The organism is Massilia varians (genome assembly GCF_027923905.1).
In the GTDB taxonomy this organism is placed as follows: Bacteria; Pseudomonadota; Gammaproteobacteria; order Burkholderiales; family Burkholderiaceae_D; genus Telluria; species Telluria varians_B.
This window is the reverse complement of sequence record NZ_AP026966.1, coordinates 1,758,575-1,784,551: the sequence shown is the minus strand read 5'-3', so window position 1 is coordinate 1,784,551 and position 25,977 is coordinate 1,758,575. Positions and strand designations below refer to the sequence as shown.

The window sequence follows — 25,977 nt, the reverse complement described above, 5'->3', positions numbered from 1 at the left end:
CTTCTTCATTCAGAAAACTCAATCTTTTCAACTAGTTACGAAAGTGCTTGCTAAGCTCTTCCGTGTGCACTATTATTTTGCAAATAAACATGCACATACGAGCACATTTATGGCGCTGCGACACCTTCGAAGGACGAAGACTGGTGAGACAGGAAAAATAACATGGGTGCTATATGATCCTGCAGGAGTCCGCCTAAGCGTCTTTGATGCTTTCAACCGACTACTTACGGAAGAGACGTACTCTACAAAAGTTCGTTACACCACCGTAGTAGCAAGGTTCATTGATTACCTCTACGAAGTTCAAGTGTTAGGGGCTGCTCCAGTTAGCAAAGAGGTCGTGAACGAGGCTATCGATCACTATCTCGCTTTGCTCAGTAACGGAGAGAAAATTTCTCTTTGCATCGATAACGGTATGTATGCCGACCCGGCCGATGAAAGGAAGGAGGCAGCACTGCGAACCGTTGCCAAAAATTTAGGCATTCGCTCCTTGGCGCCCGGCAGCTGGGATAACACGTTGGCACCGCTGAACCGCTTTCTCAGTTTGTGTAACCGCCTTGAAGAAGAGGCGCGTGAAATGGCTTTGATTCGAGGTGGGATCGATAAGGAAATTATCGACGCAAGCTTTCATGACTATAGGCCGCTAATCTCAGCCGTCACTGGCAATACCAGACTCAGCAACGCCGAAATTACTCATATTAAGCATTGTTCCCTTATTGGTGGGGTGGTTCGTTTTAAGGGCAAGTTGACCCGACCGCGAAAATTGAAGGTCAATAGACGCAAGCATGGACGTAGTCCCGGCCGAGAGCAGGCTTTCCCAATGGAGCACTTCCAAGGACTTATTAATGTATGCACACACTGGCGAGACAAAGCGCTATGGTGTCTGCTAGCTGCGAGCGGAATCCGACGTAGTGAAGCATTGAATTTAGAATGGGCGCACATCGATTTCAAGAAACAGGAAGTGTATGTGCTTGATCCAGACTTACTACGTTACGCAAGAAATTCTCTCCCTAATGAACGGGCAAACCGTTTTAAAGGTAGAGACGTTTCTTGGACGTACCTCCGACAGCCATACCGTTCTTGGTTTTTTGAACTCCTTCGTCAGTATCGGATCAATGAATATGTCATACCTGCAGACGGCAACGATTATGTATTTCAGTATGTCAATCATCCGCATCAAGGGAAGCCATTACGACTCGCCGCCGACTCAACCCTAAACGATCTTTTCGTGGATGCCGTAAAGCGCGCTGGCATCCCGGGCCCGCTGACCAGTCCTGATCACGTTTGGACGGTCCACTCGCTGCGTCACGCGTACGGCGTCTACATGCTTAATGACATTCCCATCCCTGGGCAAGATATACCTGGCTTAACGGAATCAGAAGTCCAGATGCTAATGGGGCACAGAGACATTAATTCGACCCGAAAGTACGCCAAGCCAAAAGAATCGAGACTACGGCAAAAACTGGAAGCATACGACATGAAGACATTCCAAATTTCAGAGAATATCGAACAGTTGCCACCGCCCATCCGCGACCGGATCAAAAATGAAGCCATTTCTTGGCGCTAATAAGATATGCCAAAATTAGCTGATATCAGACCTGTAAGCGAACTGGAGCACCTAATTTGCGCGGGCTTCAAGCTCTTCCCAAAAAGTATAATTCCCGACGCATCTCAGCAAGGGGCTGCATTACTATTATTAAGAGATACCGGATGGAAAAAATTAGCTGACTTCAACATCGATGAGTTGGCCAACATGATAAAAACTCAAAATTCTGACACCAAAAAAGATGCGCCAACAAATAAGGCGCTCTACTATAGGCTACTGCGAGCTTTTGAGTTTGCTGATGCTCAAATCTTGACGAGACAACTGCGCCATCAATTTATGATGTGGTGTGAGTCTGGCCAATTCAAAACAACTCAGTTTAGTAATTTCCGAAAAAACCTCGCAAACTTCTCTAACATGCGAGTGAACGGGATGATTAGGGAAAGAGTCGAAACTCCTGAGCAAATCCGTGACAGGAATGCACGGGCTAAGGTGAACGAATTCAAGAAGAGGCAAGCCGCTGGTCCCAATGCCTATGTGCAGGCTCTCCTAGATGCAGCAAACTCATTTGATTCTGAGGCATGTTCGGAATATTTTATTAAGCTGGGACAGGCAAATTCATCGAGCCACCGACCGACTGATTGGATTTTCAAACCAACACCATACCCCGGGCTTGAAAAGTTTGATATAAAAAAATATGGGCATGTTTGGCTGAAATGCATCCGTTCATACCTCCGTTATAGAGCCATCCGCAAGGAAGTAGAATCAGAACGCGAGACAAGACATATACTAACGCTCCTGTGCGATTATTTATTCGCATATCTTCCATTTTGGCTGGACAGGAACAACGGTGGAAACATCGAATATCCAGCGAGCCCGAAGCAACTTCTGCGATTTGTTTTTGTTTCGCGCAGCCGATTTGATGACTCGGAGGAACTACCAACAGCAGAAAAACTTCCTAGACCATTTCTGGAGCTGATTTCTCTTAGAAGGACCTCTCCCGAGGCCTTCAATAGGGTAGTTGTGTCGCTAAAAAAGTTTTTCGACTATATTCAGTCTTCGTATGATGATGATGTGAATATTGCCGGCCCTGGATTCGTCAACCCAATTAAACTCGAACTCGACAAGAAGCCCACCGGACGCCCCTCTAATAAGACGAACAAGATCCCTTTTCCCGAGGACGTGTGGCCGTACCTTATTTACTACGCAAATGCTGCGGAAGCATTTGGAGAATATCTCCAAGAACGCGCTTACACTGCGGACGTTTATGCAGGGATCCATCCGTTGTCCAGTCTAAATGAAAAGAAGCATTACGGCTATAATACGGCAGAATGGGGATATATACCTTTCATCACGTATCGCGGCAAAGTCTGGCCGGTTTTATGGATACCAGAACTTTACTATGTTGAACAACGAGTGCTTCATGCCAATCCTCCAGGGCACGCGGGCCTTTATGTTAACGGGCGCCGTATTAACGTTGGACCTGACCGCCACCTCATCCTCAGAATTCCTCATCTAACTGTGCTTCGCATGCTGCTTGTTATGATCGAGACTGGCCTGCGCGGCAATAGTGTTCAATGGCTTGACCGAAAAACATGGGAATACGAAGGGAAAGATACACCAATATCCGAACTTCACACTTGGTCACCGGCGGCCCGGCTCACCTATTTGTATGTGAACACAGATAAAGCGAGGAATGAGGGCTGGCAAACTTATATTACCTGGAGGGTGCAACGTACACTTCGAGCAGAGCAATACTTTCAAGAGAGCATTAGTGAACCCGAGATGGATCAAACGGTTCAGTATGAGTCACGCACCCATACCAGGTTTGCTCCCATTTTGCCGCTTTTCCGATCGACTAGACGCCCAACACCTCCTTCCGACAGCACATACTCCGCCTATTGGACAGAGCTCCTTAAAGGCTTTGACTACTTCTACAATACACGACGAGATAAAGATCAGGTGGTGGTGGCTGAACCAATCCGGTCAGTGAATTGCGGTGCTATCACTGATAGCGACGGCGTAGTTCGAGTGGAATTGCAACTGGATCGAGATGCGCCACATGGTGGATGGCAATTCTGCCCCCTGAAATGGGAACCCATCCATACACCTCATGCTTGTCGGGCGACCTATGCAACGCATAGGGACGGGGATCTTGAAGTATCGGAAGTTGCTATGCAGCTCGGCCATCAAAACACGGTAACGACAAATCACTACCAAGTGCCACCGGATACGCGAATAAGGGCGAAGCTTGAAATGATTGATCGACGTATGATGGAAGGAGAAAGTGCGTATGATGTCGAAGGTACTGGTGCAGGATATATCAAACCGAACAGCCCCCAAAGCTCGGTAAGACAAGCGTTCGGCCAAGACCGTGCACAAGCAATTAAGGATTTCGGTTTCGTTCCTGGAGTCGCATTGTGGTCTACAGAAGAGGTCTCAGCGGCGGATACTGACGCCTTAGATCTCCTTCGTCAAAGCCCATCAAGCGTTATTCGTTGGCACGCAACACATGTGTGCCCGGTCGGCGATCAGTGTCCTTCTGACATTGTGGCGCGAACAGGCGGAATTCAACGCTGTGGCTTATGTCCGTTGGCAGCAAAACACGTCGATCACTTACCTGCCATTGCAGCAAAGAAAAACGAACTTAAGGAACGCATTCGCATGGCTGCAAGGCGAATGCAAGCAATCAGCGAGAGTGGCGCTTCGCAGGAAGCGATCGACGTGCTGCATAGAAGTATCCAACTTGATACCAAAGAGTTCCTGGGCTGGGAATTGTCAACGGAAATTTTGAACGACAAATTCCGTAGTCTGGGCGACGGCCAAGGCAGCTACCATGTTGATCAACCTGAAATCGTTAAACGTCATCTTGAATTAGTGGTGCGAAACACGACTGAAAGCCAGTTTTTCCTGCAGCGCATATCCGATTCTAACGCTTATCCAATGTTAGAGTCATCTGAGGTTCGCGCCCGTGCCGCAAAATACACCCGCTTAATTATGGCTGCAGCAGGTAAAGCTGAGGATGCTGCTCTGCTTGATATTGAGCCATTTGACGAACTAGCAGCCTTCGCAAGTGTGGTTAAACCAATGGCGGAAGCAAAAGGCATCAAATTGACAGATTTAGCGCAGGCATTAGATTCTATAGCGACCAAAACAATCCGCCTACACAAAGCGGCAAAACCAAAATTGTTGCCCGCATCATCAGAATAGCGAATGGTGGAGTGATGGGCGTTCCAAAAGGCACCGATAATTTTAAAAGCTTCAGAACAAAAAAATCTGAAGCTAACTTGCAAGCATTGAAAGATGCGCTCAGCAAGGCAAGGAAGCGTAAGCGAGTTTATTCTAGCTTGTCTGAAATTATTGCAGAGATGCAGGACTTAACTGGCCTCCATCGTACGACACTTAGCCGTAATCCACTTTACCAAAACCTGCTCCGAGCATACTTAGTTGCGCAACCTGGCGCCGCTGCACGCCTTCCCGTATTAGACGCCCCCCCGGAAGTGCTTCGGGCAAAATTGATCGACATGGAAATGGAGATCGAACGCCTCAATCGCGAAAAGAATATAAATGGGCCAACGCAACCTCGAGCGGCAAACGAGCGCCAACTTGAATCAGGCAAGCCCACTAGCGATCACACTGACTGGTACGTTGCATTCGCGAACACAGCTGCCACACTTTTGGCATTGATCGACGCCCTCAACAAAGAGGCTACGCTCATCAAAGTAGATGTTCAGGCGGGCGAGATTCTTGATAAGTCGGAACCCGACGGCCGCCAGTTAATTGTCGGCGGTGAGCGGGCGCGTGCCTTTATCCAATATTACCGGAAGTTTAAAGAACAACAAGACGATATCGACTAACGAATCGCTTCGGAGGCAAAGCGACTATGAGCACTGGGGTAAACGGACAACAGAAGGCAGCTATTAACCTTCAACGCTTCCAACAATGGATCGATGAGCGAGATAGAGCTTGCGATTGGCAGGATTATTGGGATTACCGCCGCGACCAACTGATTAGAACTGAAATCGGTACAGAATGTGGCTTTGGCACTTCCGCCCTTCGCCAAAATCCCGCTATCAAGGCAAGTTTAGAGTCTCTTGAAGCTCGCCTGAGGATAGAGATGGGCATAGGTTCAGCTCAAACCAGGAAGGAGAGTCAAAGCTCACAAAATCACGTTGAAAATTGGAGTTCTGACGAAGCGGTGAACCAACGGCTTGCTAAAGCAAAGTCAGGTGCGGAAAGACGTATTAAGGCGCTCGAAGAAGAGAACGCCACTTTGCGAGCGGAGCTTACCAAGCTTCGAGAATTACAAAGACAATACAGTTGGATAGACGAGCATCTTTCGGAAACCGGTCGGATGGTGCGACCATGACTCAAGTTTCTGTGCAGTTGCGCGTAAGCTCCGTACGCAGTGTCGGCAGGTACGGAGGCGTGATTTTTTCGGGGGTTACCGATACCAAGGAATATTTCGTTGCAGTATGCAAAAAAGACACAGTCCCAGATGGCCACTTTATAGTTAAGGGTCAGCAATGGCAAATCACCGGCACTTTGCGCAAGTGGAAAGATGAGAATCATATCGACGTGACGTGTGCCGAGATGTTGCGCCCATCCGGTCGCAACATCATCGATTGGATCGCAAGATCTGAAGAATGTGCTGGCATAGGATCAGTCAAAGCTACAAAACTGTACGAGCGGTTTGGTCCCATGCTGATCGAGCACATCCGAAATGCGAACGTCGCCGCTCTTAAAGAGGTCATTAGCGAAGATGCTGCTGCGTTGCTCTGCTATGCCTTTGAAAAGCATAAGGTTGCCAGCACCCTGCTTTGGTTGGACAGATTGGCAATCGACCGTGCAATTGCTCAAAAGATAGCAAATTTCTATAAGAACTGCGCTCAGGAGAAAATTGAGGAGAATCCGTATCGGCTGATAAGCTTTTCGGCCGATTGGATCAAGGTTGATGACTTAGCGCAGCGCCGATTTGGTATTAAACTTGATGACCCACGTCGACTTGAGGCTGCGGTAGAAGAAGTCCTTTATGCGGGCATGCGTGACGGTCATACGTGCCTTCCCGACAATAATGTCGTGGCGAAATTAAAGACGCTTCTACGAGGGAAAATACTTGCTGAAAAGGCCGCCTCATTAGACCAGCCTAGTACTCAGTACCGCCGTGTTGGCAACTTTCTGCAGCCTTCGGGTACATTTCTTATTGAACAATACGTCGCTCAACGCCTGATAATGATCTCTAATCCTCAAGATAGCGAACAGAAGTTTCTTTTCTCCCCTAAAAACAATGATTTTAAAATAATTGCAGATTCAATCGCTCACTATGAAGTTGAGCATAGCATCACACTTACTGATGAACAGCGTTTAGCCATCGCGACAAGCGCAACTAATAATTTGAGTCTTATACTGGGAGGTGCCGGGACCGGCAAAACAACTGTGTTGAGAGCACTTTACAAAGTGCTGACGGCACAACAACGTGATATTGCGATCTATCAGATAGCGCTTGCTGGACGAGCGGCACAGAGAATGAGTGAAGCCACTGGGCGCGAAAGCATGACCATCGCTGGCTTTCTTTTGAATGTTGACCCGTCCATGCTTGGATACGGATCTGTGGTAGTAGTGGATGAAATGAGCATGGTGGACGTAATCTTGATGCATCGCCTGCTACGCCACATACCGCCTGGAACGAAGCTCATCCTTGTTGGGGACCCCTCGCAATTGCCTCCCATCGGACCAGGGTTGGTGCTGCACTGTCTAGCAGACTGCCCCTCTATTCCACAAACCAAACTAGTAGTCACTAAACGTCAGAGCGTTGAAAGCGGTATTCCTGCTGTGGCGGATTCTATAAGGGTACATCGCATTCCTGAATTTGCTCAGTACTCTGGCTGCGCGCAAGGCGTTTCTTTTGTCCCCTGTGCCGATAGCCTTATTGACGCCACAATACGTCGCATTTACGGTGAGCTCGGTGGGAGCGGGAATAACAACAACGTGCAGATCTTGTCAACGACAAAAACGGGATATGGTGGAGCACAAGATATCAATGCAATTTTTCATAAGGAGTTCAGATGTAATGACGAGCTATTTTATACTTATGATAAAGACTATGGGAAGGTCGGCGCGCAAACCATTGATCGTATTCCATTGAGGGTCGGCGATTTGGTGATGTACACTCAAAATGATTATCACCTTGGCTTACGTAATGGCTCTCTAGGCATCATCATTCAAGGAGTGGATGCGTCAAGTCGAGATGCTGTGTGTTGCATTTGTGAGTTTGAGGGCAACCGTTACCACCTTAACAGCTCTCAAGCCGAAGCTCTTAGGCATGCATATTCAATTACAGTCCACAAAAGCCAAGGTAGTCAATTTCAACGAGTCATCGTACCGATAAGGAAATCTCGCCTTCTCGACCAGACCCTTATTTACACTGCTGTGACGCGAGGCGTTGATCAAGTTGTCTTGGTAGGAAACTGGGATGAGGCATGCGATGCCATTACAGGGCCTGCAAAATCAGCGCTTCGACATATTAATTTGCCATTCTTTCTGAAGCACGATCCCGATCGCTTAAATGTTTCGACATTGGAAGACTAGCCAATATACTGTCTTCAAGAGTTTGATTGTAAATTTCGAACGCGATCTGCGAGCCATTAATCCGGCTCTCCTTAAAGACAGGCCATGAGGAATATGGCAAGTCGTCGCGGTGCGGAAATTCTGTATCAATTACCTCAACAATTACCAAAGCCTTGCGAGCCTCCTTTAGCAGTGTTAAGAAGCGTTTAGTTGTAGTAGGAGGCAACCCGGCCAGACGGCAGAACTCGTCAATTTGCATGGTATGCAACTTAACGCACTGATTTGCGCGTGCGTGGAGCACTGCAGCCCTCAGAAGTTCAAGGGCGGCGGTAGAGAGCTTGGCCACATCAAAAGTGGGCACGACGAGTTCGGTCATTCTGTAAATCTTCAGGTACGTGGCATTCGTTCAAGCAACATCGTCAGAACTATAGCACGCGATGTTGCCTCACGGGCACTACCAGCGGACGTTGGCTGAGTAACAAACCCGGACCATCCGGAAATTTCTTTTTTGCAACTTTATCCAAGTTTAGGATAATTATCCTACAACGAGATAACACGGTATAACGCGGCGTTGTACGCTGGCTCGGGACTTTGAAGTCCCGAGCCAGCGTTAGTCCTCAAACGATCGATTTTTGAACTTTAATTGGTCGCAGTTTTCGCGCACGGCGCGCTGAACCCCCTCGTCAAACCCGGTTTGCGACTCGGCCTCGATCTCGACGGCTATGCGCAGCTTAACTCCAGGTTTGTTCAGTAACATCACCACCTCCTCGGCAACATCGGAGAACTGCAACTTAGCTTGATTTGGATTGAGCTCGACCGATCCGAAGAACATCCGCTTCTTTGCCGGCATGTTAGGAGCGCTCGATCCTGAGCTCGATGCGGATGAGGCCGCGCTTGGTCCTTGCGGGCCATCTGTCTTAGAAGCGGCGCCTGTCGAGGCTGAGGCGCCACTGGAGTTCATTTGGCCAGCGCCCTCAGTCTCGTCAGCCCGTTCTCCTCTGGCTTTCATCTCGCGCTCCGCTGCCTCCTCCGCAAGACGGGCTGCGAAAGCTGAGGCCGCCTTAGGGTCAATCAGCAAGAGAGACTCATCGAAAATCGGCGTAGTGTTTTCAGCGAAATGAAAACCTTGGTAGCGCTCCTGCTCGGCTCCGTAGGCGATACCAAAAAAATCGCGAGATGAAAGGCCGGCTGCGATCGTCGAGCGAATGGTGTCAGAGTCCCGAAGCCGTGGCAGGTACAGATAGCAACAAGTCTTCTGCCACACATCGAGCGCGCCAGCAGTTGGCGTGTCGTCCTTCCAGAACCAAGTCTGCAGCATTTTAGCCAGGTGGATAGGCGCCCATTCGGTGATGAGCAGCTCGTTCTCCTTGAGGACCCGCTCGATCTCTTCCACGCGATTGATCACGGCCGGGTTGATCTGAAAATGGTCCCATTGAAGCTCGCCAATCCCTTTGCCCGGCTTCGCCTCTTGCAAGGGGGCCAACAGCCATTTGAACGTCTCGCGGATCATACGGCCCAGCGCCTCATTTGCCAGGTCGAAGCTAGTGGAGGCTTGTTTGGTCTGATAGACGTCCAAGTTAAGCCGGCCTTCACGCACATCCTCCACGATGGATCTCCACGCCAGCGACGAGGTCACTTGGTCCTTCAATCGCTGCAGGCTGTCTGTGTCCGGCGCCAAGAAGATCAGTCGATTTTGCTTCTGACGCGGCTGTTCGCCCCGGCTTTTCAGAATGGCGGTCGCGGCGTCGATCGCGGCGGATTGAGCCCCTTTGCTAAACGTCGCCTCAGGCGGAAGCACCACCAAGCGCAGCTGCCAGTCGTCCGGCACATCACCCGAGGGGGTGAACACATGGACGCCGCCAAAGACGCCGTTGGCGAACCGAAGCTTGTCTTTGATGAAGGGATAGACGTCCTCTCGCAGACTGTAGCGGCGTTTGCGCTCTTCCATCTCGCGCCGAAGATTTGGGCGCGTGTCAAACCAGAAGCGATTGTTAGCGCTGTTGAGGTATTGCAGGCGGTCGACCAGTGCACGCGCGCCATCCTTGTAGTGCCCCAGAACCTGACCGGGCTGGGCGCAGCCCAAAAGCACGCGCTCGAGCTCGATGCCGCGATGATGCTTCGCGCCCCCTACCGCGCCGGCGTCCGGCGCCGAGCCAAGGAACACCGTCCTCGCGATCCGGCGACAGGCGTGAATCGCTCCGAACAAGGGGCGGGCATTGTCAAGCTCCGTGGTCGCTGCGCGCTCGCCGTCAATGTCGCGCTCTAAGACCGGGTCCCAGCCTTGTGGTAAGTAATAGATCGCTTCGTTGCGCGTGCTCGAATCGAACAACGGCAAACTGCCAGGCTGTATCATCAGGTCGTTGTTCCCTGTGGTCCAAAGCCTGTGGATGACCGTCGCCATCATTTTTAACACGCCCCGAGTGCGCTGAAAATTATCCAGCGACGACCAGTCCTCGTAGAACCGGTCGAAGACCTCGGGATGAATAGGGTAGGCGTGCTTCAAGCGCTCCAGGTAGCTGCTGCCTTGAACGTCCTGGGGCAGGTCGCTTGCGTTGGCCGTGTAGTAGTCGGCATACGCCCTGCACACCTCCTCCGCCCCCAGCTGGTCGGTGACCTTGGCAAACAGGCGCCGACGCACAATCTCGAAGGCCTCCTCGGTGGCCACAGGCTTCCATAAAGCCTGCACCCGGCCAAAGTAGTGCTCCAGAGCCCGCAGCGCTTTAACGCCCTGCTGGCTTCCCGCCTCGCGATCGGAGAACGGGAGCGAGGCAAGAAGGATCGCGTTCGGAACCCCTTTCAACGCTTCGGTCAGCGCCTGAATGAAAGAGAGCTGGGTGTCATACGTTCCGCCCGAGAGCGTCTTGCCCTCCTCGAATTGCGACACATAGCGCACCAGCTCGTCCATCAGGATGATGCAAGGCGCGCTGCCTCCGATAATCTCGGCCAGCGCCGTTTTGCCGGGGGCCGTTCCGTCGCGGTCGGCCTCCATGATCTTGGCGTAGGCGCTCTCACCGCCCAGCTGCCATGCGAGCTCGCCCCAGATGGTTTTAACGGTAGTGTTGCCGTGAACCCGCGGCTTGCTCGCCAGGTCCAGCAAATCGACGCCATCAAGAACAGCGACCCGCGCTTGCGGAAGCTCCGTGATGTCGGCCGCGTTGAGGATCGGCGTAATGCCCAGCATCTTGCTGGCGGGAGTAGTGCCCTTCGCCAGATGATAGACCGCCATCAGCGTATGCGTCTTGCCGCCGCCAAACGCCGTCTGCAGCTGCACAACTGGATCGCCTCCTTTGCCGGCCAGGCGCTTCACCACCGAATCCAGCAACAGGCGCATCCCCTCCGTGATGAAGGTCCGCTGGAAAAACAGCGCGGCGTCCTGATACTCCGCGGGCGCGATCCCTTGATGAACTTTCGAGATGTCGGCGGCGAACTCAGCTTGCTGGAACGTGCCCTTCAGGACATCTTCATGCGGAACGGCGATTTCTCGCCAAGGCTTCAAAGTCATGATGTTCTTCCTTAGATATCCATGGCAACTTGCGATCCCAAGTGCCCTTTAACGTGCGACGCCTCTTCGATGCCGATCCACGATGTAATCAACTCGTTATAAGCCCTCGCGTCTTCCGCCCAACCCTTACGCTCACAAAGGGTGTATAGACGGTAGGCTAGGTTTCTAATAGGCTCGGCGCGTTGAGGCATGCCCGCAAGTAGGACTCCAGCTTCGGATTCGCCATGCTCGCGCAATGCCCTGATTAGCTGGTGGAGGGCCTCCCAAACCGGAGTGTTGTTGTCATTCTTAGGCGACCAGTCGCTCGAGTAATCCACCGGCTTTAACAACCTTACTTTCCCGCTCCCTGCCTCGATCACGCCCGCGTTTTTTATGTGATCGACGGATGTTCCTTTCGCCCTAGCAAGGACATCTGCTTGGCCAAACTCTCCTTGCGCCCACCCCTGCTCATCGAACCAGCCCAAGCAGAACTGAGTGTCGGCGTCAAATTCGTCAGCGCCCTCTGTGAGCATTCTATTGATGAGGGTCAGCGCCGTGTGGACGTTCATCGAGCTACCGTCAGCCTCAAGAACGGCTGAGTATTTTGAGAAAATTGCCATCCCTGGCCCGATCACTGCTTGGGCCAAGTCTACTGGGGCCACAGGCGATATTCCCTCTGCTCCTCCGATCATCACTTCCACAGAATCGGACAGCTCTTCCTTTAACTCACGGAGAAAATCTCTTCTCGATATAGATGGGGCGTCCGTGGCTCGCCTCCTGCAAACTAAAACGATACTTGAAGCCAATACGTTAGAGCCCGCTCCGATGATACGATTCGCAAGCTCAGTTCTCATCGGCCAAGTGCCGGTGACAGCGAATCCGGAGCGAATTACGGCCTCAAGGAAGGTTTCCCAACCTGTGTTTCCGGTGCCAACATCAGTGGTGTCGGATTGCTTAAAAGCGTAATAGATCGTCGCAGGAAATGATGGATGCGCGTGTGTAGCTATTCCGCCCATTGCCTCGGTCATGCCATCAAGAAAGAATTTCTCGGCATTTTCTTTTGATCCGAGCCTGTATGTGGAGGCAACTAGCTCCTCTTCCTTCGGAACTGCGATCGTGTTAAATAATTTGGGGAAGCGCTTGCGCAGCGATTTGCGAAGCCAGACATAGAAAAAGTCCGACAAGTCTGCGTAGGCTATGTTGTCGTAATACGGCGGGTCGGTCGAGACAACCTTTCCTGAGCTAACGGACTGATGTTGAGCGTCCATTTGTTCAGCATAGCCGGGCACACCATCGTCGTTCTGAGCAGCTGAGTCTAAGTTGTCCGCCGCATACTTTACGGCGTTTGCCCAGCAAATCGCTTTCCCAGCGAACACGTTCGACTCTGGGAAGTCCCAAGTCATTTGGAGGGCCTGACGCTTATAAGACTGCATCACCTGCTCCCCTGACGGCTTCCAAGTCGCGAGCGAGCTACCGTAGTCGACTAACCGATCAATGGCAAAAGCAAGATACACCGACACCGCGTCCGCATAAGCTTGAGCTCCACTACCTCCGTTTTCAAGGCTAACGCCGTCGTCAGCAAAACTTGCTTTAACTGCATCAGCGACGACCTGCTCATGGATTTCCTGAATCAGTTCGGAAAGCGTTCCCAATGCGACCAACTGGCGGTCCGTGAAAAGGTCACCAACATTTCCTAGCCCGTACCCCGGGGACTGGAAATTCCTGTGTTTTACTGGCAGTTTGATGTCGGGACGCCAAGTTGGCTTAGCAGTCTTTGCGATAGTCTCATCATCCGCGGTCGGGGCTAAGTATATTTTTCCGCGTCCCCCATCCGCAATCACCGCTAGCAGTCTATAGCCGAGCCGGCCCGCTAGACCTTCGGTTCTGATGTGATCAGCATTGATCGGCGAGCCGGACAGCAAGCAGTAGAAGTTCGAGCCTCTACCCTTCGCTTTTGTGCCAAGCTCAGCCTGGTCGGTCGGAACTCCGTGAACGACCTTAAAAGAATATTCGCGGCCTTCTATCACCGGCTCAACATAGGCTTCTTTGCCCGGTTTCGACGAGAGAACAAACGTCGTAGCCAAGGGCACATGAATGTCGGAGTAAGCCGGGTTTGGGCTTCTAACCGTCCTCGCCCAAATCCACGCCAACACGGTCGACTCGCCACTGCCTTGAGCGCTCGTCAATTTTGCCGGAGGATACAGGTGACCAATTCTTGATTTCGCGATCTCGCCGATAAGCGCACCGTATCTTCGGATATCCTCGGCCAGCCCCGTTGCCCCGTCCCAGTGTTGCGTCAATTTTTGTTGACTGCCGCGCCCAGCTCTGCAAACAGGAGGCTGCCCCGCAAACCTGGAAGGGATTTCGATCATGGACTTGTTAATCAAAACGGCAACCGGGTTCAAGTCGGTCGCGTAGCTTACCAACCCTAGTCTTTTTGCCTCGAGCGGGATCGCGCCGCCGCCCGCGAAAGGGTCATGAAACTCTGGCAAAACATCTGGATTAAACAAGCGCTGCGCATCTGGGTGCGATGCATTCAGTTCGCATGTTTCTCTCCAGCTCTTCCAAATCTCAGACCGAGCCTCCGCGAGCAGCTGCTTGTTGTTGGTGTTTTCCCATAGAACAAGCTTTCTAATGATTTCAAAAAGTCTTTCTCGCTCGACCTTTGCTTTTTCCTTGTTCACCCCTCGTCCAAGCGTCCTTTCGTAACCAGGATCGTTCACCATTTGAGCAAATATCACAGCTCTCGCAGCGGCCAATGGCCTCCGCGCCCACCATAGGTGCAGTCCCCTGGGATGGGCGCCGATTCCTGGTTGTTTCTCACGAGCACACGCTTCATTTATGTCGTCGAGCGGCAACGCAACTTCGATTAGTTTTTTTGGTGTTTTGATTACAGGGGCATTCATAAGGGTTCCGCCTTTTCGAGCAGGGACGCGAGGTCCAAGTTGATGCTGGTGACCGCCCAATCAGGCTCTTGCGTGAATGGATTTCGGACGTAGTAAGGACCTTCATACGCTTCGCCATCGACTAGGACGATGGCAAGGATGAATTTATCGGCTTGATTCAGCCCATAGAGGATTTCATTTCGTGTGACCGTGATGGTCGATTGACCCTTCGAGCGCCCCTTGACCTCGAGGTGCCTCGCCTGTGGCAACTTGCCGTCAAGGGCCGGTACCACAGCGGTCAAATCCCAGCCGCACTTCTCCGCTGAGACATCGATCACCTCGTGCCCGAACGCCTCTTCGGCTTTGCGGACCGCGTCCATGGCGACTTTCTCAATCCGGGCGCGAGCCTTCGCGTCAGCCGACCAGGTTGGGCCTTCCGCCTCGCCGCTTCGCATGGCGATTAGGCCCGCCGGGATGATCAGCGCGCCGCCAACAACCACCGGGGCGCTTGAGACCACATCGCGCATCGCTTGAAGCTCCTTCGTGCGCGACTCGAGCCTGACGGTCAGCTCGTCGATCGTTCGGCGCACATTCTCCAAGGGCAGCCGAACGTCTTTTCCCGCCGAGAGATCGGTTTTCAGCTTCTCGTGACGATCCGACCAGTAGTCGATTTCCTTGACTAGACGCTCATGGATCGCAGCCAGGTTCTTGTCGACCTGGCGCTCGCGCCGCTCTCGGATCTCGTCGTAATGCTCAGGCACTAGCCGATCGGAGGCGTGGCCCAGCGCGGCCACCTCCAGATCTTTCTTGATCCAGTCAGCTTCGATTTCGGGGCCCACCAGCTGGCGCTGCCACGGCTCGATCGGGTTGAGGTCCAGGTGCGGCGCCCAGCCCGCGTTCGCTATCGCGCCATGGCGATCGATGGTCACGAATTGAAGCCGGCGCGAGACGACAACGCGGGACTCCCCGCCCTCTTTGACGGAATGGTCGATCAGGAACATCAGCTTCGGATCGATCCCCTCGTCGTTTAGGTCCACCAGAACCGCGCCTTGCTTTAACTTGCCTCGATGCTGCTCGATCATGAGATCCACCACCGATTGCATCAGCGGGTGGGCCGGGTGCAGAAGGCTGGCCACCGCCTCGTTGGGCTTGTCCTCGACCGTTACCCTGCCCTTCTCGAAGCAGACGCGCTCGTATTTGGTCACCACCGGATTCAAGCTGCGCCGGTCGCGCCCGGAGATCTGGCGATCGCGCTCCCGGATGGAAGCCGGCACAAAGGTGATCTCGTATCGGCCAAAGCCGCGAGGGCGCAAATCGCCGCCGAGCCGCTCGAACGCCTGGGAGAAAAACGAGCGGATAAAGTATGGCTGCAGCTTACGCGCCTCCGCCTTCTCCATCTCCTCTTTCAGCTCGAACAGACGCTGCTCGTCCATGACCTCCTCGGCCAGGGCGTTGCGGCGGATGATCTCCCGCAGCTTCTCCGTCTCGAGCGCGTCGGCGACCACCTCGCGCAGGTGCAGCTTCCGAGCCGGATCCTCGCCGTAGCGAATCGCCTCGATCAACAGGTTTCGCAGACTCACACCGTCAAACACCTCGCCCAAGATGTCGAACACGCGGCCGCCCAGAGCCTTGCGCTCGATCTCGATCTTGTCGAAGAGCTTTTGGAACACATCCCCTTCGCGCGTCTCCGCGGCGACCATGTTCCAGAGGTGGCAAACCTGGGTCTGCCCGATTCGGTGAATGCGGCCGAAGCGCTGCTCCAAGCGGTTGGGGTTCCAAGGCAGGTCGTAGTTGACCATCAGGTGAGCGTTTTGCAAGTTCACGCCCTCGCCCGCCGCGTCGGTCGCCAGCAGAACCCTTGTGTCCTTGTCGTTTCGGAACAGCTCCTGGACCTTGCGCCGATCCTCGCGATGGACGCCGCCATGGATCATGACTACGGCCTCGTGCTTGCCCAGCAGGCCTCGGATCCTGTCCGCAAGATAGTTAAGGGTGTCGCGGTGCTCCGTGAAAATGATGAGCTTGCGCTGCAAGCCATCGGCGCCGCGCATCTCGGGCGTATTTTGCAGCAGCTCGCGCAGCTCCTCCCACTTGCGGTCTTGTCCGGAGTGAACTAGCGACTTGGCTTGCTCTTCGAGATGGCCCAGTGTGAACACCTCCGCCTCGAGCTCCGCGATAGTTTGAGCGGCAGTGGCCTGATCGACCAACTCCTCCTCAAAATTCTCGTAGTCCTCCGGCGCCATGTCCTCGGCCGACTCCCAAATGTCCTCGGAGCCCTTGTCGACATAGGTCTCGGCCATCGCCTTCGCGCCGCCGCTTTGCTTGATCTTCTCCTCGCTGATGCGGCGCTTTAACTTCTCCCGGCGACGTTTCAACGACTGGTAGATCGCCTCAGGGCTCGAGGCCAGCCGGCGTTGCAACGCGGTCAATGCGAAGCCGACCGTGCCCTTGCGCTTTCCGTCGAGCTTGTCTGCACGGTTCATCTCCTCTTTGACGTAAGTGGTCACGTCGTTGTAGAGCTGGCGCTCGGCTTCGGAGAGGCTGTAATTAGCGGTGTAGGCCACGCGCTCAGGAAACAGGCGAGTGCCGTCGAATTTCAAAAGGTCTTCCTTTACCATGCGCCGCATCAGATCGGTGACATCCACCTTGTGCGCGCCATCGCGGAACTTGCCGTAGAAGCGATCGGAGTCCAGGAGCGACATGAACAGCTGGAAGTCCTCCTCCTTGCCATTGTGCGGCGTTGCGGTCATCAACAAGAAGTGACGCGTGACAGAGCCCAACAGCTGCCCTAGCTTGAAGCGCTTGGTCTCGTTGACCTTGGTTCCATACCAGGTTGCCGACAGCTTGTGAGCCTCGTCGACGACGATGAGGTCCCAGCGGGAATTGCGGATTTTCTCTTGAAGCTCATCGCTTCGAGACAGCTGGTCCAAACGCGCCACCAGCAGATCGTGGTCATCGAAGGGATTCCCCGTCCGGCTCTGATCCACCAATTCGCGAGTGAACAGCGAAAACGAAAGGCCAAACTTCTCAAACAGCTCGTCTTGCCACTGCTCGACCAGGCTGCCGGGGGACACGATGAGGATGCGCGCGGCGTCGGCCCGCATCAAGAGCTCGCGAATCAGAAGACCCGCCATGATTGTCTTGCCGGCGCCCGGATCATCAGCCAGCACATAGCGCAGCGGCTGCTTAGGCAGCATCGACTCATAGACCGCCGTGATCTGGTGAGGCAGTGGCTGAACATTCGACGTATGAACCGCCATCATGGGGTCGAAAAGATGCGCCAAATGGATTCGGTAAGCCTCGGCCGCCAATTTGAAGTCCGCGCCGTCCGCGTCAAAGCTCCACGGCCTGCCCGCGGAGGCGATCGACAGCTTCGCCTCGTCGCTCCTGAACAGCACGCGCTCGCCCAGCCTTCCGTCGTCGCTCTTGTAGACCACGGTCATCGCGTTGTCGCCGAGCGGATCCGCGCTGACGACGCGCACGACCCGTCCCTCCTCAATGCCGGAGATGAGGGCGCCCTTGGAAATCGATTCCAGCTTCATAGTGAACAGTCTTTCATTGAGTTCAGCGCGCCTTCACGGCAAGCTCGGGGGCCTTGTAGCCTGGCGCCAGCGCCGCGCTCTCCACGCCGTAGAGAGTCTGGGGGTTGGCAAGCCAGAGGTGATGTGACGAGGGGTCCAACGAATGATCCACGGAGCAGTCTACGCCCCAGCGCTTTAAGGCGTAGCCGACCATCGGCGCCCTCAACTGCATCCGCAGCGCGCCATCGGTCATGCCATAGTCCACCTCCACGGCTTTCGGGTGCTTCACGCCGGGGTGAGGAACGATATCGAGCGCGACAATGCGCGTCCACTGAGCGTCATGCTCAAGGCGCTCCTTCTCGGGAATCGGCCGGTTCAACGGCGTCGCTTGGGTGATCCGAGTCAGCACAAAATCAGCGAAGCGCTTCTTCTCCTGATCGAACGCTCTCAAATGCCAACGCAGCCCCGTGTCCGCCAGAGCCAGGGGTGCAAGCGTCTTTACCGAGCCCCCCGAGGACAAGGAGAGATAGCTCACCTCGACCAGTTCACCGGCGGTAATCGCGCGCGTGAGCACGCACAAGGTCCGCACATCAGGAGAAACAAGCTCGCTAGCGCTCTCGCAAGGGATAACGCGACGGCCGCTGACGCTCAAACCATCGCCAATCCCAGATCGGAACCACATCAGCGCGCGCTCAGCCGATTGCTCAAAAATCGGTGAGAAATTAGAAGTAGGCAAATATTTGCGCAGCGATGCATCGTAGACCAGATTGCTCGGTGCTAGGCGCCGGTAAGCAGCCAGATCCCGCGCTGACGCTGCTGGCCTAACTCCGAAGCGTTGTTCGATATCATGACGTGTTAAGTCGCCGCAGAAATACGTCTTAACCTCAATGTAGGCCAAGCGTTCAAGTTGTGTTTTCGGCAATAGTGCCAGACTGTCTTGCATAGGCAATGGCCTAATCAACTTTTGATAATTTCCCAACAGAACGATACCATATATGCGTGCCCATGGTTAATCATTTTGATCAACTTAGCCCGACGAATACGCTGGAGCTACCTTTAGGTGGAGGTACGCTTGTTCACCTGTACGCCGACTATCATCACTTCCCAGCTCATGCACCGAAGTGTTGAAAGGTCAGTCTGAAGCGGATGTGGCTTTAGAGATGGTCACATTCTTTCCGCCGAGGCCATAGGATTGGCGCCGCAGGTCCATTGGTGTTGGAAATTTCGCATAGCAGCCTCCAAGCGGAAGCTGCGGGAGCTAGGACCAAATCACCAGATGATGCAACCTATCGGTCCCGTTCTGTGAACTCAGCAGCTGTGCGCAGAACACGGTCAGGTTTGCCATCCGACAGAGCATCAATCGGTGTTTCGCTGTTGAGCGAGTATTTCGGCATCGTGAAGAACGCCCACTTGACCGCGCCAGGTAAATCCCCGAGCTCGACGCACACACGTTCTATGTCACGCCGGATGGATGCATCTGCAAAAAAGCTCGGATACCATTCAGCATTGTCATCGCCGTCAATGTAGAACATTCGCCGTTCTCGAACGACCCTGGCTAAGAGTGTCATTAGAGATGCCAAGGCGATGACATAGTTGCTCAGCCGTCAACAACAAGCCGCGACCGAAAAGCTGCTGACGCCGACGTATAGCATTGTCTTCGAGCTCGCTCAAGAGCTTAATATTGTCTTCAGCATGCATAGGAAAATCGGTGCTCCAGGCATCGACAGCCCCTTCATATGCTTCTTGGCGCTGGGCGATGATCGTATCTACAATTGACGGCGGGCCGGGTTCGTTCCTGAACTCAGCCAATTTTTTCGGGTCAACAGGTGGCGCCGGGCGCGAGGCGATGTAGAGCGGCCCAATGCTCTGCTGAACGACAAAACGTCCGTCGATGAACTCAGCCTGCACTTTGTCTTGTGCCCCACCCAGGCAGCAGCCTGGTATTCCGTCATCGTTACTTTTTCGCATCGCCTACTCCCAAAACTGCCTCGACCATATATCTCGTTAAGGCACTAACGCTGAGGCACCAGAATGATACATTACCGTCAACGCAATTTAGTTATCACATTGCAACTTTCCTCTATGACCTGCGGGGAAAGGACTAGCGATATCAATAGTTGCTCGAGTTGCGAAGATTGCAATTTTTCGTGCTATGCAAGGAGTTAAACACACGCTCTCTTCCATATTTTGGTTGGCTCACTACAGGTCCAACTTTTCAGTTCGCAAAGTTTGGCATCTGTAACGCCAAGATGTGCAAAAATCTTCCGCCCAGCATCTTGAAATTTGGTCGCGAGCGCATACCTCTGTTGTGCGGTAAGCGAAAGGTGGTAATATAGCGTACCGTTCTGTCATTGGGGGCGACCTGGTTTCGACACTGGCAGCGAAGTAGTTCAGGGCATACCGAGGACTGGTTACCTCGTAAATACATCCAGAAACGCAATAACTGCAAACGATAACTCGTACGCACTCGCAGCCTAATCGCTGCTAGCTCTACAACACCTCGCCCCTGGGGTGTGCCGCAAGGCAAGTAGAGTCATTTACAGGGGCTAGGAATCAGTTGGGTTACTTGGCTGCTTCCGAAACTTAAGGTAACTCGCTTGCAAGAAGGGTGCACGTCTCCGTCTTGCGGGTTAAATTAATTGACAGTGCTAAGTATGTAGAACTGGCTATGTAACTCTGGTGGACGCGGGTTCGATTCCCGCCGCCTCCATTCCCTACAGCAATAAAAGATGCCCATAATGGGCATTTTTTATTTGGCGTTATTGCAGTTTATTCATCCAGCCAGCTAGGTTTTTGGATCAAGCTTCTGTCTTCAGGGGGGCACCAAATGTTTCTTGAGGAACGGATCTCCGTTTTGGAGCGCCAAATCGAGTTGCTATCGGAGAGGATGGGCAAAATCCAAGCGGAACTTTCGCATCTCGCTACTAAATCGAAGGCGCCACCTCGCGAACTTCCTGATGCTCCGACTTTGACGACGAAGGAAGCGGCACGTCTGCTCAACCGTGCGCCGCAGACGCTCCGCGTCTGGGCGATGTACGAAAACGGTCCGATTCGTCCTCAGCGCGTGAATAAGCGACTGCAATGGGCAACCGCGGATGTAATGAAATTAGTTGCGCACGGTGATCAATAGCTTGCTATAGCGACGTAGTAAGAACACGGCCGAGCGCCAAACGCTCGGCACACGAGCATACTTACGGAACCAAATATTAGGTAAGTCGCGCTACAAAAAGCATGTACGCCTCCGCTCCCTCAAGATCGCAACAGCTAGGGAAGCGCTGAACAAATAGGTTGCGCTGCCATCTTGACGTGACAAAACCGGTGTCGGACGAAACGGTGGTCGAGATCAGCCATTTTTCGCGCTACAGCCTGGGCACCAGGCCGGTTTTTGCGTGCTGTGGCACGCAATTCCGCGCTCAGGACGGAGTCCGGGCGTGAGCGCCTCCAAAGGTTCGGCCAGCCAGCACCAGGTTCGCGAACGCGAACAAGGTGTGCAGCTGCGCAGTGTTCTTCGCCAGGCCGCGGTAACGCGTCTTGCGATGCCTGAACAGATTTTTCAGCACATGAAACGGATGCTCAACTTTCGCGCGCACGCTAGCCTTGGCCTTCTCCAGTTTCTCTTTCATCCGGCCCAACGGGTTTTTCTTCATGGCTTTGCGGGCGCTGCGCTTCATCGCGATGTGCCAGGTCACTGCCTTGGCCGCGTTCTCGGGCCGCTTATCGGCGCCCTGGTAGCCGGCGTCACCGAACACCATCGTCTCGTCGCCGTGCAGCAGCTTGTGGGTTTGCGTCACGTCGGATACGTTGCCGGCTGTGGTCACCAAGGTATGCGCCAGGCCCGACTTGGCGTCGACGCCGATATGGGCCTTCATGCCGAAGAACCAGTTCTTGCCCTTCTTCGACTGGTGCATCTCCGGATCGCGCTTCTCGTCGCGATTCTTCGTCGAAGGCGGCGCCGCGATCAAGGTCGCGTCGACGATGGTACCCTCGCGCATCATCAGGCCTTTACTGGCCAGGTGTCCGTTGATTTCATCGAAGATCCTGCGTGTCAGGTTGTGCTTCTCAAGCAAGCGGCGGAACTTGAGCAGCGTGGTTGCGTCCGGCGCCGACTCGTGCGTCAGGTCGATGCCGACAAAGCCGCGAATCGCCTGGCTGTCGTAGATCGCATCCTCGATGCCTTCGTCCGACAGACCGAAACATTGCTGCGCGATGTACATGCGCAGCATCCGCTCCAGCCCTACAGGCGGCCGGCCGCGCCCGTCGCCCTTCGGGTAGTACGGCAACAGCGCAGCGACCAGTGCCGGCCACGGCGTCACCGCCTCGATCTCAGCCAGGAACCGATCACGTCGGGTCTGCTTCCTCTTGTTGGTGAACTCGGCGTCGGAGAACGTGGTTTGCTTCGGTAATCCCCCCATTTTTAGAGCACGCTAAAAGTAGAGGTTAAGCGGCGAGCGCCAATTTCTGTTTTGGCGTAATACCGCCGAGTGCCATGTTGGGCCGATCGTGATTGTAGGTCCACAGCCAGTTAGTGGCAAATTCCTGGATCTCGTCGAGGGTTTCAAACAAGTGATGGGCGAGCCAGTCATAGCGAACGGTCCTGTTGTAGCGCTCGACATAGGCGTTCTGTTGGGGCTGGCCAGGCTGGATGAAATCGATACGAATGCCGCGCTTTGCGGCCCATGCCAAAGTCACTGCGCTGATGTATTCAGGGCCGTTGTCGCAGCGGATCGCTTCAGGCTTGCCGCGCCATTCGATGATCCGGTCGAGCGAGCGTATCACGCGCTCGGACGGCAGCGAGAAGTCGACTTCGATCCCCAAGCCTTCACGGTTGAAGTCATCGATCACATTGAACAGCCGGATGCTGCGTCCATCGGCGAGCTGGTCGTGCATGAAGTCCATCGACCAGCTCTGGTTGATCGCGGTCGGCACCGCCAGCGGCAGCGGCTTCTCGCGCACCAGGCGATGGCGCGGCTTGATCCGCAAGTTCAGCTCGAGCTCGCGGTAAATCCTGTAGACGCGCTTGTGGTTCCATTTAAAGCTCTTCACGTTGCGCAGGTACAGGAAGCACAGCCCGAAGCCCCAATTGCGCTGGTTGTTCGTCAGCCGCACCAGCCAGTCGGCAATGACTGCATTTTCCACGTCCAGCTTGGCCTTGTAGCGGTAGCACGTCTGGCTAATGCCAAACGCCTGGCACGCCAGCTTCACCGTGGCTGCCCGCTCTGTTACCGCCCATTGCGCCATCTCCCGCCGTTGAGATGGCGCTACCATTTTTTTGTGAGCGCCTCCGCAACGATCTCGGCCTTCAGGCGCTCCTCGACGTACATCTTCTTGAGGCGCCGATTTTCCTCCTCCAGCTCCTTCATGCGTGCCATCAGCGAGGCATCCATGCCGCCGAACTTGGAGCGCTACTTGTAGAACGTGGCGTTGCTAATGCCGTGCTCGCGGCACAGCTCCGGAACTGGGCTGCCGCCTTCGGCCTGCTTGAGGATGGCGATGATTTGGCTGTCGGTAAAGCGGGAGGTCTTCATGTAGAGCTTTCTGTGTCTTAAGTAAAAAATTCTACTTCTGAACGCGCTCATTTTGTGGGGGGATTACCATAGTAGTTTCGACTATAAAGTAGAAGGATGCCGTGTCGTAGCTAACCCTCTCGGATATCTAATGCGGAACGGCGGCCCTGAGAACGAAAAATTTGATCCAAATTTCATTGTTCAGCTAGATCACTAACGTCTGCCCTATTGTTACTACATGCGGTGAGCTCGCAACTGATTGCGCTTGCTCATTGACCACGGAGTTGACTCCCCAATGGTTTCTGCGTCTGCGCTTATGCTAAGCTCTTATTGAAGTCTGATTTTCTTGCAGTAGAATTTTCCAGCGACTATGTTTAGCCGAGTCAACTCAGACTAGGGCTTATATTGATGACTGCTTTTATGGATTGATGCAGTATCCGCTTCGGTGAAAAGTTTGTCCTAAAGTCCGCTATTGCCTGTGGCAGACTTAACTGGACGTTTGCGACCGACCAGAGCGGACTTGGCTAAGCCTTACTCGTGCTCAAGTTAAGCTACGAGTGCCAGTCGAGTGCTAGACATTGCCCTAGCGATCTGAGCGACATAGTGCCATATTGCCGATATATTAAGGCCGCTCTCTTGTGCTGCCTCCTCGACCGTCATGACAACCACTTGAAGAGGAGCTTCGTTAATGAAGTGAGAAATTGAGGGACTAGCGGATTGAGGGACATTACCAGTCGAAAGCACCTCGAATAGCACTTCGGGCGTGATCATTGACCGATTGCTTATGCTGCAGGTTTTGGCAGCAATCAACAACCAGGATTGCGAGCGTAAGGGCTCCAATGTATGCGGATCGAGACCAAGTAAATAGGAAATGGAACACCCGTCTAGTACCGCTAGCTGCTGCACCTGATCTGTGGACAGGCTGAGTTCAGCACATCGTTTAAGAATTTGAGGATCAGCATGTAAGAACCGATTTTTCTCTGCAAGAGAATTCCGTTGACGCTTTAGCTGTCGCTCAAGGCCAGTGAACAAACGATCCCAATCGCCAACTATAAAGCCGTCGTTAACTGTTGTTTGACCTACACGGCTATCGAGATTTAAGGGCTGCGGGTTCGCGAACCGCAGCTTACGTTTGTCAAGCGGCTTCGTGCTCATCAATTCCTCGGTTTTATCTCTCAGCGTAGTTAGCTGCTATAGCAAGTACTTGCTCAACTCTTCCCTTACGCAATGCTTCAAGGGGAGTTTCGCCTAAGGAAAAAAACTTAGCAGTGAAGAAATGGTATTTTACTACTGCCGGCAATGACCCCAGCGCTTTGGACACCTTTTCAAGCGTTCCCCGATCAAGTGAAGGGTCATTATAGAAGGCTGGATAGTAGTTCTCATTTGATGGACCGATCACGGAGAACAGACGGTCAGTAGCTACCGCTTCGTTGATCGCCGCGTGCTCGACAGGCCAGGCTACTCGTAACTGCCGAAAGGGGATAAACTCGCCGCGCTTAATGCGCTCGGCAAGGTTGTGTGCGGCATCGATTCGAGCCTGTGCCATGATCTCTTCGCCTTGCCGAATCGATTCAGGAGTGGAGTAAACGAGCGACTTGCCTTCATACGCCTTGGCAAGAGCACGCTCGACCGCAGCGTCAATCTGCGCCTGCGTCATGATCTCGGTGCCCTTGTCCATGCTCATCGATACCTCCTTTTATCTTGCAGCCTACCAGCACTGAATGCAAGTTTTCCAGTATGTTTGCGGTTGCTGTCTTGTACCATACCCTACCTTCCAGCCACTCAATGCATTAGAGGCTTCGAAACAACGTCAGAAACTCGATCGCTTGTTGCGTCGTTGCTAGACTGCAATGCTGCTAGCGTAGATTCATTATGCGATCAGTTGTTAAGGCTTTGATTATGTTTCTTTAATGACCACATAGCAATCTTCACCGAACCGCTAAGTACGACGCGCTGCTGCCCATGCTGCTGCCATGGCTCTTGCATCATCAAGAGCATGATGTCGACGAAGACCGCTTGCAAACGCTTTTTCACGAGTAAGCTCGAAGAGATCCTCACACGCAGCATCTTCAAAGGATGGAACTGCAAAATCCCAATGCAACCCGCTCGGTAGGAACGGGGTTAGCAACGTAATATCGTAACGTGGCGCATCACAAAAAAAAGTGACTTCAGTACCGCACAATGATAGGAAGGCAGCCAACTGTTCAGCACCTTCTATTGGTTTCAGCACAGGACCAGTAAGCAGAGGCAGGACATTGGCCTGAACGAAAGGCGCACAAATTTCAGGCGACACTCCACTAAGTTCAAAATAAAGCTCATTTTCGCCAGCAACGAGACCAATCGATATCAGATATGGCTCTTCGAAGCTTGTGAACTCTGTGTCAAGAAAAATTATCAAGAATTGGCCCGGTTCGAAAAGACTAGTACGCGTGGTTTGTGATCCGATGTCCGGAACTGGCCGAAGGCAGACTCACGCCGATTC

General features: G+C 53.4%; 17 protein-coding genes, 1 other RNA gene and 1 pseudogene. 7 read left to right on the top strand and 12 right to left on the bottom strand.

What is annotated here, in order from left to right:
* Nucleotides 1-109 precede the first annotated feature (109 nt).
* The 5 genes from MasN3_RS08170 to MasN3_RS08150 are packed head-to-tail and all read left to right on the top strand — an operon-like array spanning nucleotide 110 to nucleotide 8,128.
* Entirely contained in the window at nucleotides 110-1,564 is a 1,455-nt protein-coding gene (locus tag MasN3_RS08170) for a tyrosine-type recombinase/integrase (RefSeq protein ID WP_281913462.1), read from the top strand.
* Nucleotides 1,565-1,570: 6 nt separating this feature from the next.
* Nucleotides 1,571-4,750, top strand: coding sequence for a hypothetical protein (locus tag MasN3_RS08165; protein ID WP_281913461.1), 3,180 nt, complete (start codon nucleotides 1,571-1,573; stop codon nucleotides 4,748-4,750).
* Nucleotides 4,751-4,764: 14 nt separating this feature from the next.
* Nucleotides 4,765-5,397 (top strand): hypothetical protein, encoded by a 633-nt coding sequence (locus tag MasN3_RS08160; protein ID WP_281913459.1) that lies wholly within the window; start codon nucleotides 4,765-4,767, stop codon nucleotides 5,395-5,397.
* Nucleotides 5,398-5,423: 26 nt separating this feature from the next.
* Nucleotides 5,424-5,909 (top strand): VPA1267 family protein, encoded by a 486-nt coding sequence (locus MasN3_RS08155; protein WP_281913458.1) that lies wholly within the window; start codon nucleotides 5,424-5,426, stop codon nucleotides 5,907-5,909.
* Entirely contained in the window at nucleotides 5,906-8,128 is a 2,223-nt protein-coding gene (locus MasN3_RS08150; protein WP_281913456.1) for an AAA family ATPase, read from the top strand. The genes MasN3_RS08155 and MasN3_RS08150 overlap by 4 nt, the downstream gene beginning before the upstream one ends.
* Here MasN3_RS08150 and MasN3_RS08145 read toward each other — a convergent pair.
* The 7 genes from MasN3_RS08145 to MasN3_RS08115 form a co-directional block, all read right to left on the bottom strand.
* A complete protein-coding gene (locus tag MasN3_RS08145) occupies nucleotides 8,064-8,483 on the bottom strand; it encodes a hypothetical protein (protein WP_281913455.1) in 420 nt (139 codons plus the stop codon). The two genes, MasN3_RS08150 and MasN3_RS08145, sit on opposite strands and share 65 nt — an antisense overlap.
* A 234-nt stretch (nucleotides 8,484-8,717) precedes the next feature.
* A complete protein-coding gene (locus MasN3_RS08140) occupies nucleotides 8,718-11,609 on the bottom strand; it encodes an ATP-binding protein (protein WP_281913453.1) in 2,892 nt (963 codons plus the stop codon).
* Nucleotides 11,610-11,620: 11 nt separating this feature from the next.
* Entirely contained in the window at nucleotides 11,621-14,494 is a 2,874-nt protein-coding gene (locus tag MasN3_RS08135) for a DUF1156 domain-containing protein (protein ID WP_281913451.1), read from the bottom strand.
* On the bottom strand, nucleotides 14,491-18,012 hold the full coding sequence (locus MasN3_RS08130) for a helicase-related protein (RefSeq protein WP_281913450.1): 3,522 nt from the start codon (nucleotides 18,010-18,012) through the stop codon (nucleotides 14,491-14,493). The genes MasN3_RS08135 and MasN3_RS08130 overlap by 4 nt, the downstream gene beginning before the upstream one ends.
* A 22-nt stretch (nucleotides 18,013-18,034) precedes the next feature.
* Nucleotides 18,035-18,934 carry a WYL domain-containing protein gene (locus tag MasN3_RS08125; protein ID WP_281913449.1) on the bottom strand — a complete coding sequence of 300 codons (900 nt, stop codon included), beginning with the start codon at nucleotides 18,932-18,934 and terminating at the stop codon, nucleotides 18,035-18,037.
* A gap of 343 nt (nucleotides 18,935-19,277) precedes the next feature.
* The gene (locus MasN3_RS08120) at nucleotides 19,278-19,523 is read right to left on the bottom strand and encodes a hypothetical protein (RefSeq protein ID WP_281913448.1); all 246 of its coding nucleotides are present in this window, start codon (nucleotides 19,521-19,523) and stop codon (nucleotides 19,278-19,280) included.
* A complete protein-coding gene (locus MasN3_RS08115) occupies nucleotides 19,510-19,959 on the bottom strand; it encodes a hypothetical protein (protein WP_281913447.1) in 450 nt (149 codons plus the stop codon). Before MasN3_RS08115 ends, MasN3_RS08120 begins: the two co-directional genes overlap by 14 nt.
* A gap of 385 nt (nucleotides 19,960-20,344) precedes the next feature.
* Here MasN3_RS08115 and ssrA point away from each other — a divergent pair.
* Together ssrA and MasN3_RS08105 are read left to right on the top strand one after the other, a co-directional pair.
* Nucleotides 20,345-20,704: a transfer-messenger RNA gene (gene ssrA, locus MasN3_RS08110) on the top strand.
* Nucleotides 20,705-20,818: 114 nt separating this feature from the next.
* Nucleotides 20,819-21,121 carry a hypothetical protein gene (locus MasN3_RS08105; RefSeq protein WP_281913446.1) on the top strand — a complete coding sequence of 101 codons (303 nt, stop codon included), beginning with the start codon at nucleotides 20,819-20,821 and terminating at the stop codon, nucleotides 21,119-21,121.
* A gap of 283 nt (nucleotides 21,122-21,404) precedes the next feature.
* On the opposite strand, the gene MasN3_RS08100 is transcribed toward MasN3_RS08105, so the two are convergent.
* The 5 genes and pseudogenes from MasN3_RS08100 to MasN3_RS08080 all read right to left on the bottom strand — a co-directional run bounded on the left by MasN3_RS08100 (nucleotide 21,405) and on the right by MasN3_RS08080 (nucleotide 25,893).
* On the bottom strand, nucleotides 21,405-22,403 hold the full coding sequence (locus MasN3_RS08100; RefSeq protein ID WP_281913444.1) for an IS5 family transposase: 999 nt from the start codon (nucleotides 22,401-22,403) through the stop codon (nucleotides 21,405-21,407).
* 25 nt (nucleotides 22,404-22,428) lie between these two features.
* Nucleotides 22,429-23,516: pseudogene (locus MasN3_RS08095) on the bottom strand (IS3 family transposase).
* A 525-nt stretch (nucleotides 23,517-24,041) separates the two neighbouring features.
* Nucleotides 24,042-24,650: a hypothetical protein gene (locus tag MasN3_RS08090; RefSeq protein ID WP_281913443.1), complete on the bottom strand. Its 609-nt coding sequence runs from the start codon at nucleotides 24,648-24,650 to the stop codon at nucleotides 24,042-24,044.
* 13 nt (nucleotides 24,651-24,663) lie between these two features.
* Nucleotides 24,664-25,179, bottom strand: a complete 516-nt coding sequence (locus MasN3_RS08085) for a hypothetical protein (protein WP_281913442.1) — start codon at nucleotides 25,177-25,179, stop codon at nucleotides 24,664-24,666.
* 255 nt (nucleotides 25,180-25,434) lie between these two features.
* Nucleotides 25,435-25,893 (bottom strand): hypothetical protein, encoded by a 459-nt coding sequence (locus tag MasN3_RS08080; protein ID WP_281913441.1) that lies wholly within the window; start codon nucleotides 25,891-25,893, stop codon nucleotides 25,435-25,437.
* Between the last annotated feature and the right edge of the window lie 84 nt (nucleotides 25,894-25,977).

Coding starts and splice junctions, on each gene's coding strand:
- MasN3_RS08170 (WP_281913462.1), top strand. CDS start 110: ATGGCGCTGCGACACCTTCGAAGGACGAAGACTGGTGAGACAGGAAAA.
- MasN3_RS08165 (WP_281913461.1), top strand. CDS start 1,571: ATGCCAAAATTAGCTGATATCAGACCTGTAAGCGAACTGGAGCACCTA.
- MasN3_RS08160 (WP_281913459.1), top strand. CDS start 4,765: ATGGGCGTTCCAAAAGGCACCGATAATTTTAAAAGCTTCAGAACAAAA.
- MasN3_RS08155 (WP_281913458.1), top strand. CDS start 5,424: ATGAGCACTGGGGTAAACGGACAACAGAAGGCAGCTATTAACCTTCAA.
- MasN3_RS08150 (WP_281913456.1), top strand. CDS start 5,906: ATGACTCAAGTTTCTGTGCAGTTGCGCGTAAGCTCCGTACGCAGTGTC.
- MasN3_RS08145 (WP_281913455.1), bottom strand. CDS start 8,483: ATGACCGAACTCGTCGTGCCCACTTTTGATGTGGCCAAGCTCTCTACC.
- MasN3_RS08140 (WP_281913453.1), bottom strand. CDS start 11,609: ATGACTTTGAAGCCTTGGCGAGAAATCGCCGTTCCGCATGAAGATGTC.
- MasN3_RS08135 (WP_281913451.1), bottom strand. CDS start 14,494: ATGAATGCCCCTGTAATCAAAACACCAAAAAAACTAATCGAAGTTGCG.
- MasN3_RS08130 (WP_281913450.1), bottom strand. CDS start 18,012: ATGAAGCTGGAATCGATTTCCAAGGGCGCCCTCATCTCCGGCATTGAG.
- MasN3_RS08125 (WP_281913449.1), bottom strand. CDS start 18,934: ATGCAAGACAGTCTGGCACTATTGCCGAAAACACAACTTGAACGCTTG.
- MasN3_RS08120 (WP_281913448.1), bottom strand. CDS start 19,523: ATGTTCTACATTGACGGCGATGACAATGCTGAATGGTATCCGAGCTTT.
- MasN3_RS08115 (WP_281913447.1), bottom strand. CDS start 19,959: ATGCGAAAAAGTAACGATGACGGAATACCAGGCTGCTGCCTGGGTGGG.
- MasN3_RS08105 (WP_281913446.1), top strand. CDS start 20,819: ATGTTTCTTGAGGAACGGATCTCCGTTTTGGAGCGCCAAATCGAGTTG.
- MasN3_RS08100 (WP_281913444.1), bottom strand. CDS start 22,403: ATGGGGGGATTACCGAAGCAAACCACGTTCTCCGACGCCGAGTTCACC.
- MasN3_RS08090 (WP_281913443.1), bottom strand. CDS start 24,650: ATGAGCACGAAGCCGCTTGACAAACGTAAGCTGCGGTTCGCGAACCCG.
- MasN3_RS08085 (WP_281913442.1), bottom strand. CDS start 25,179: ATGAGCATGGACAAGGGCACCGAGATCATGACGCAGGCGCAGATTGAC.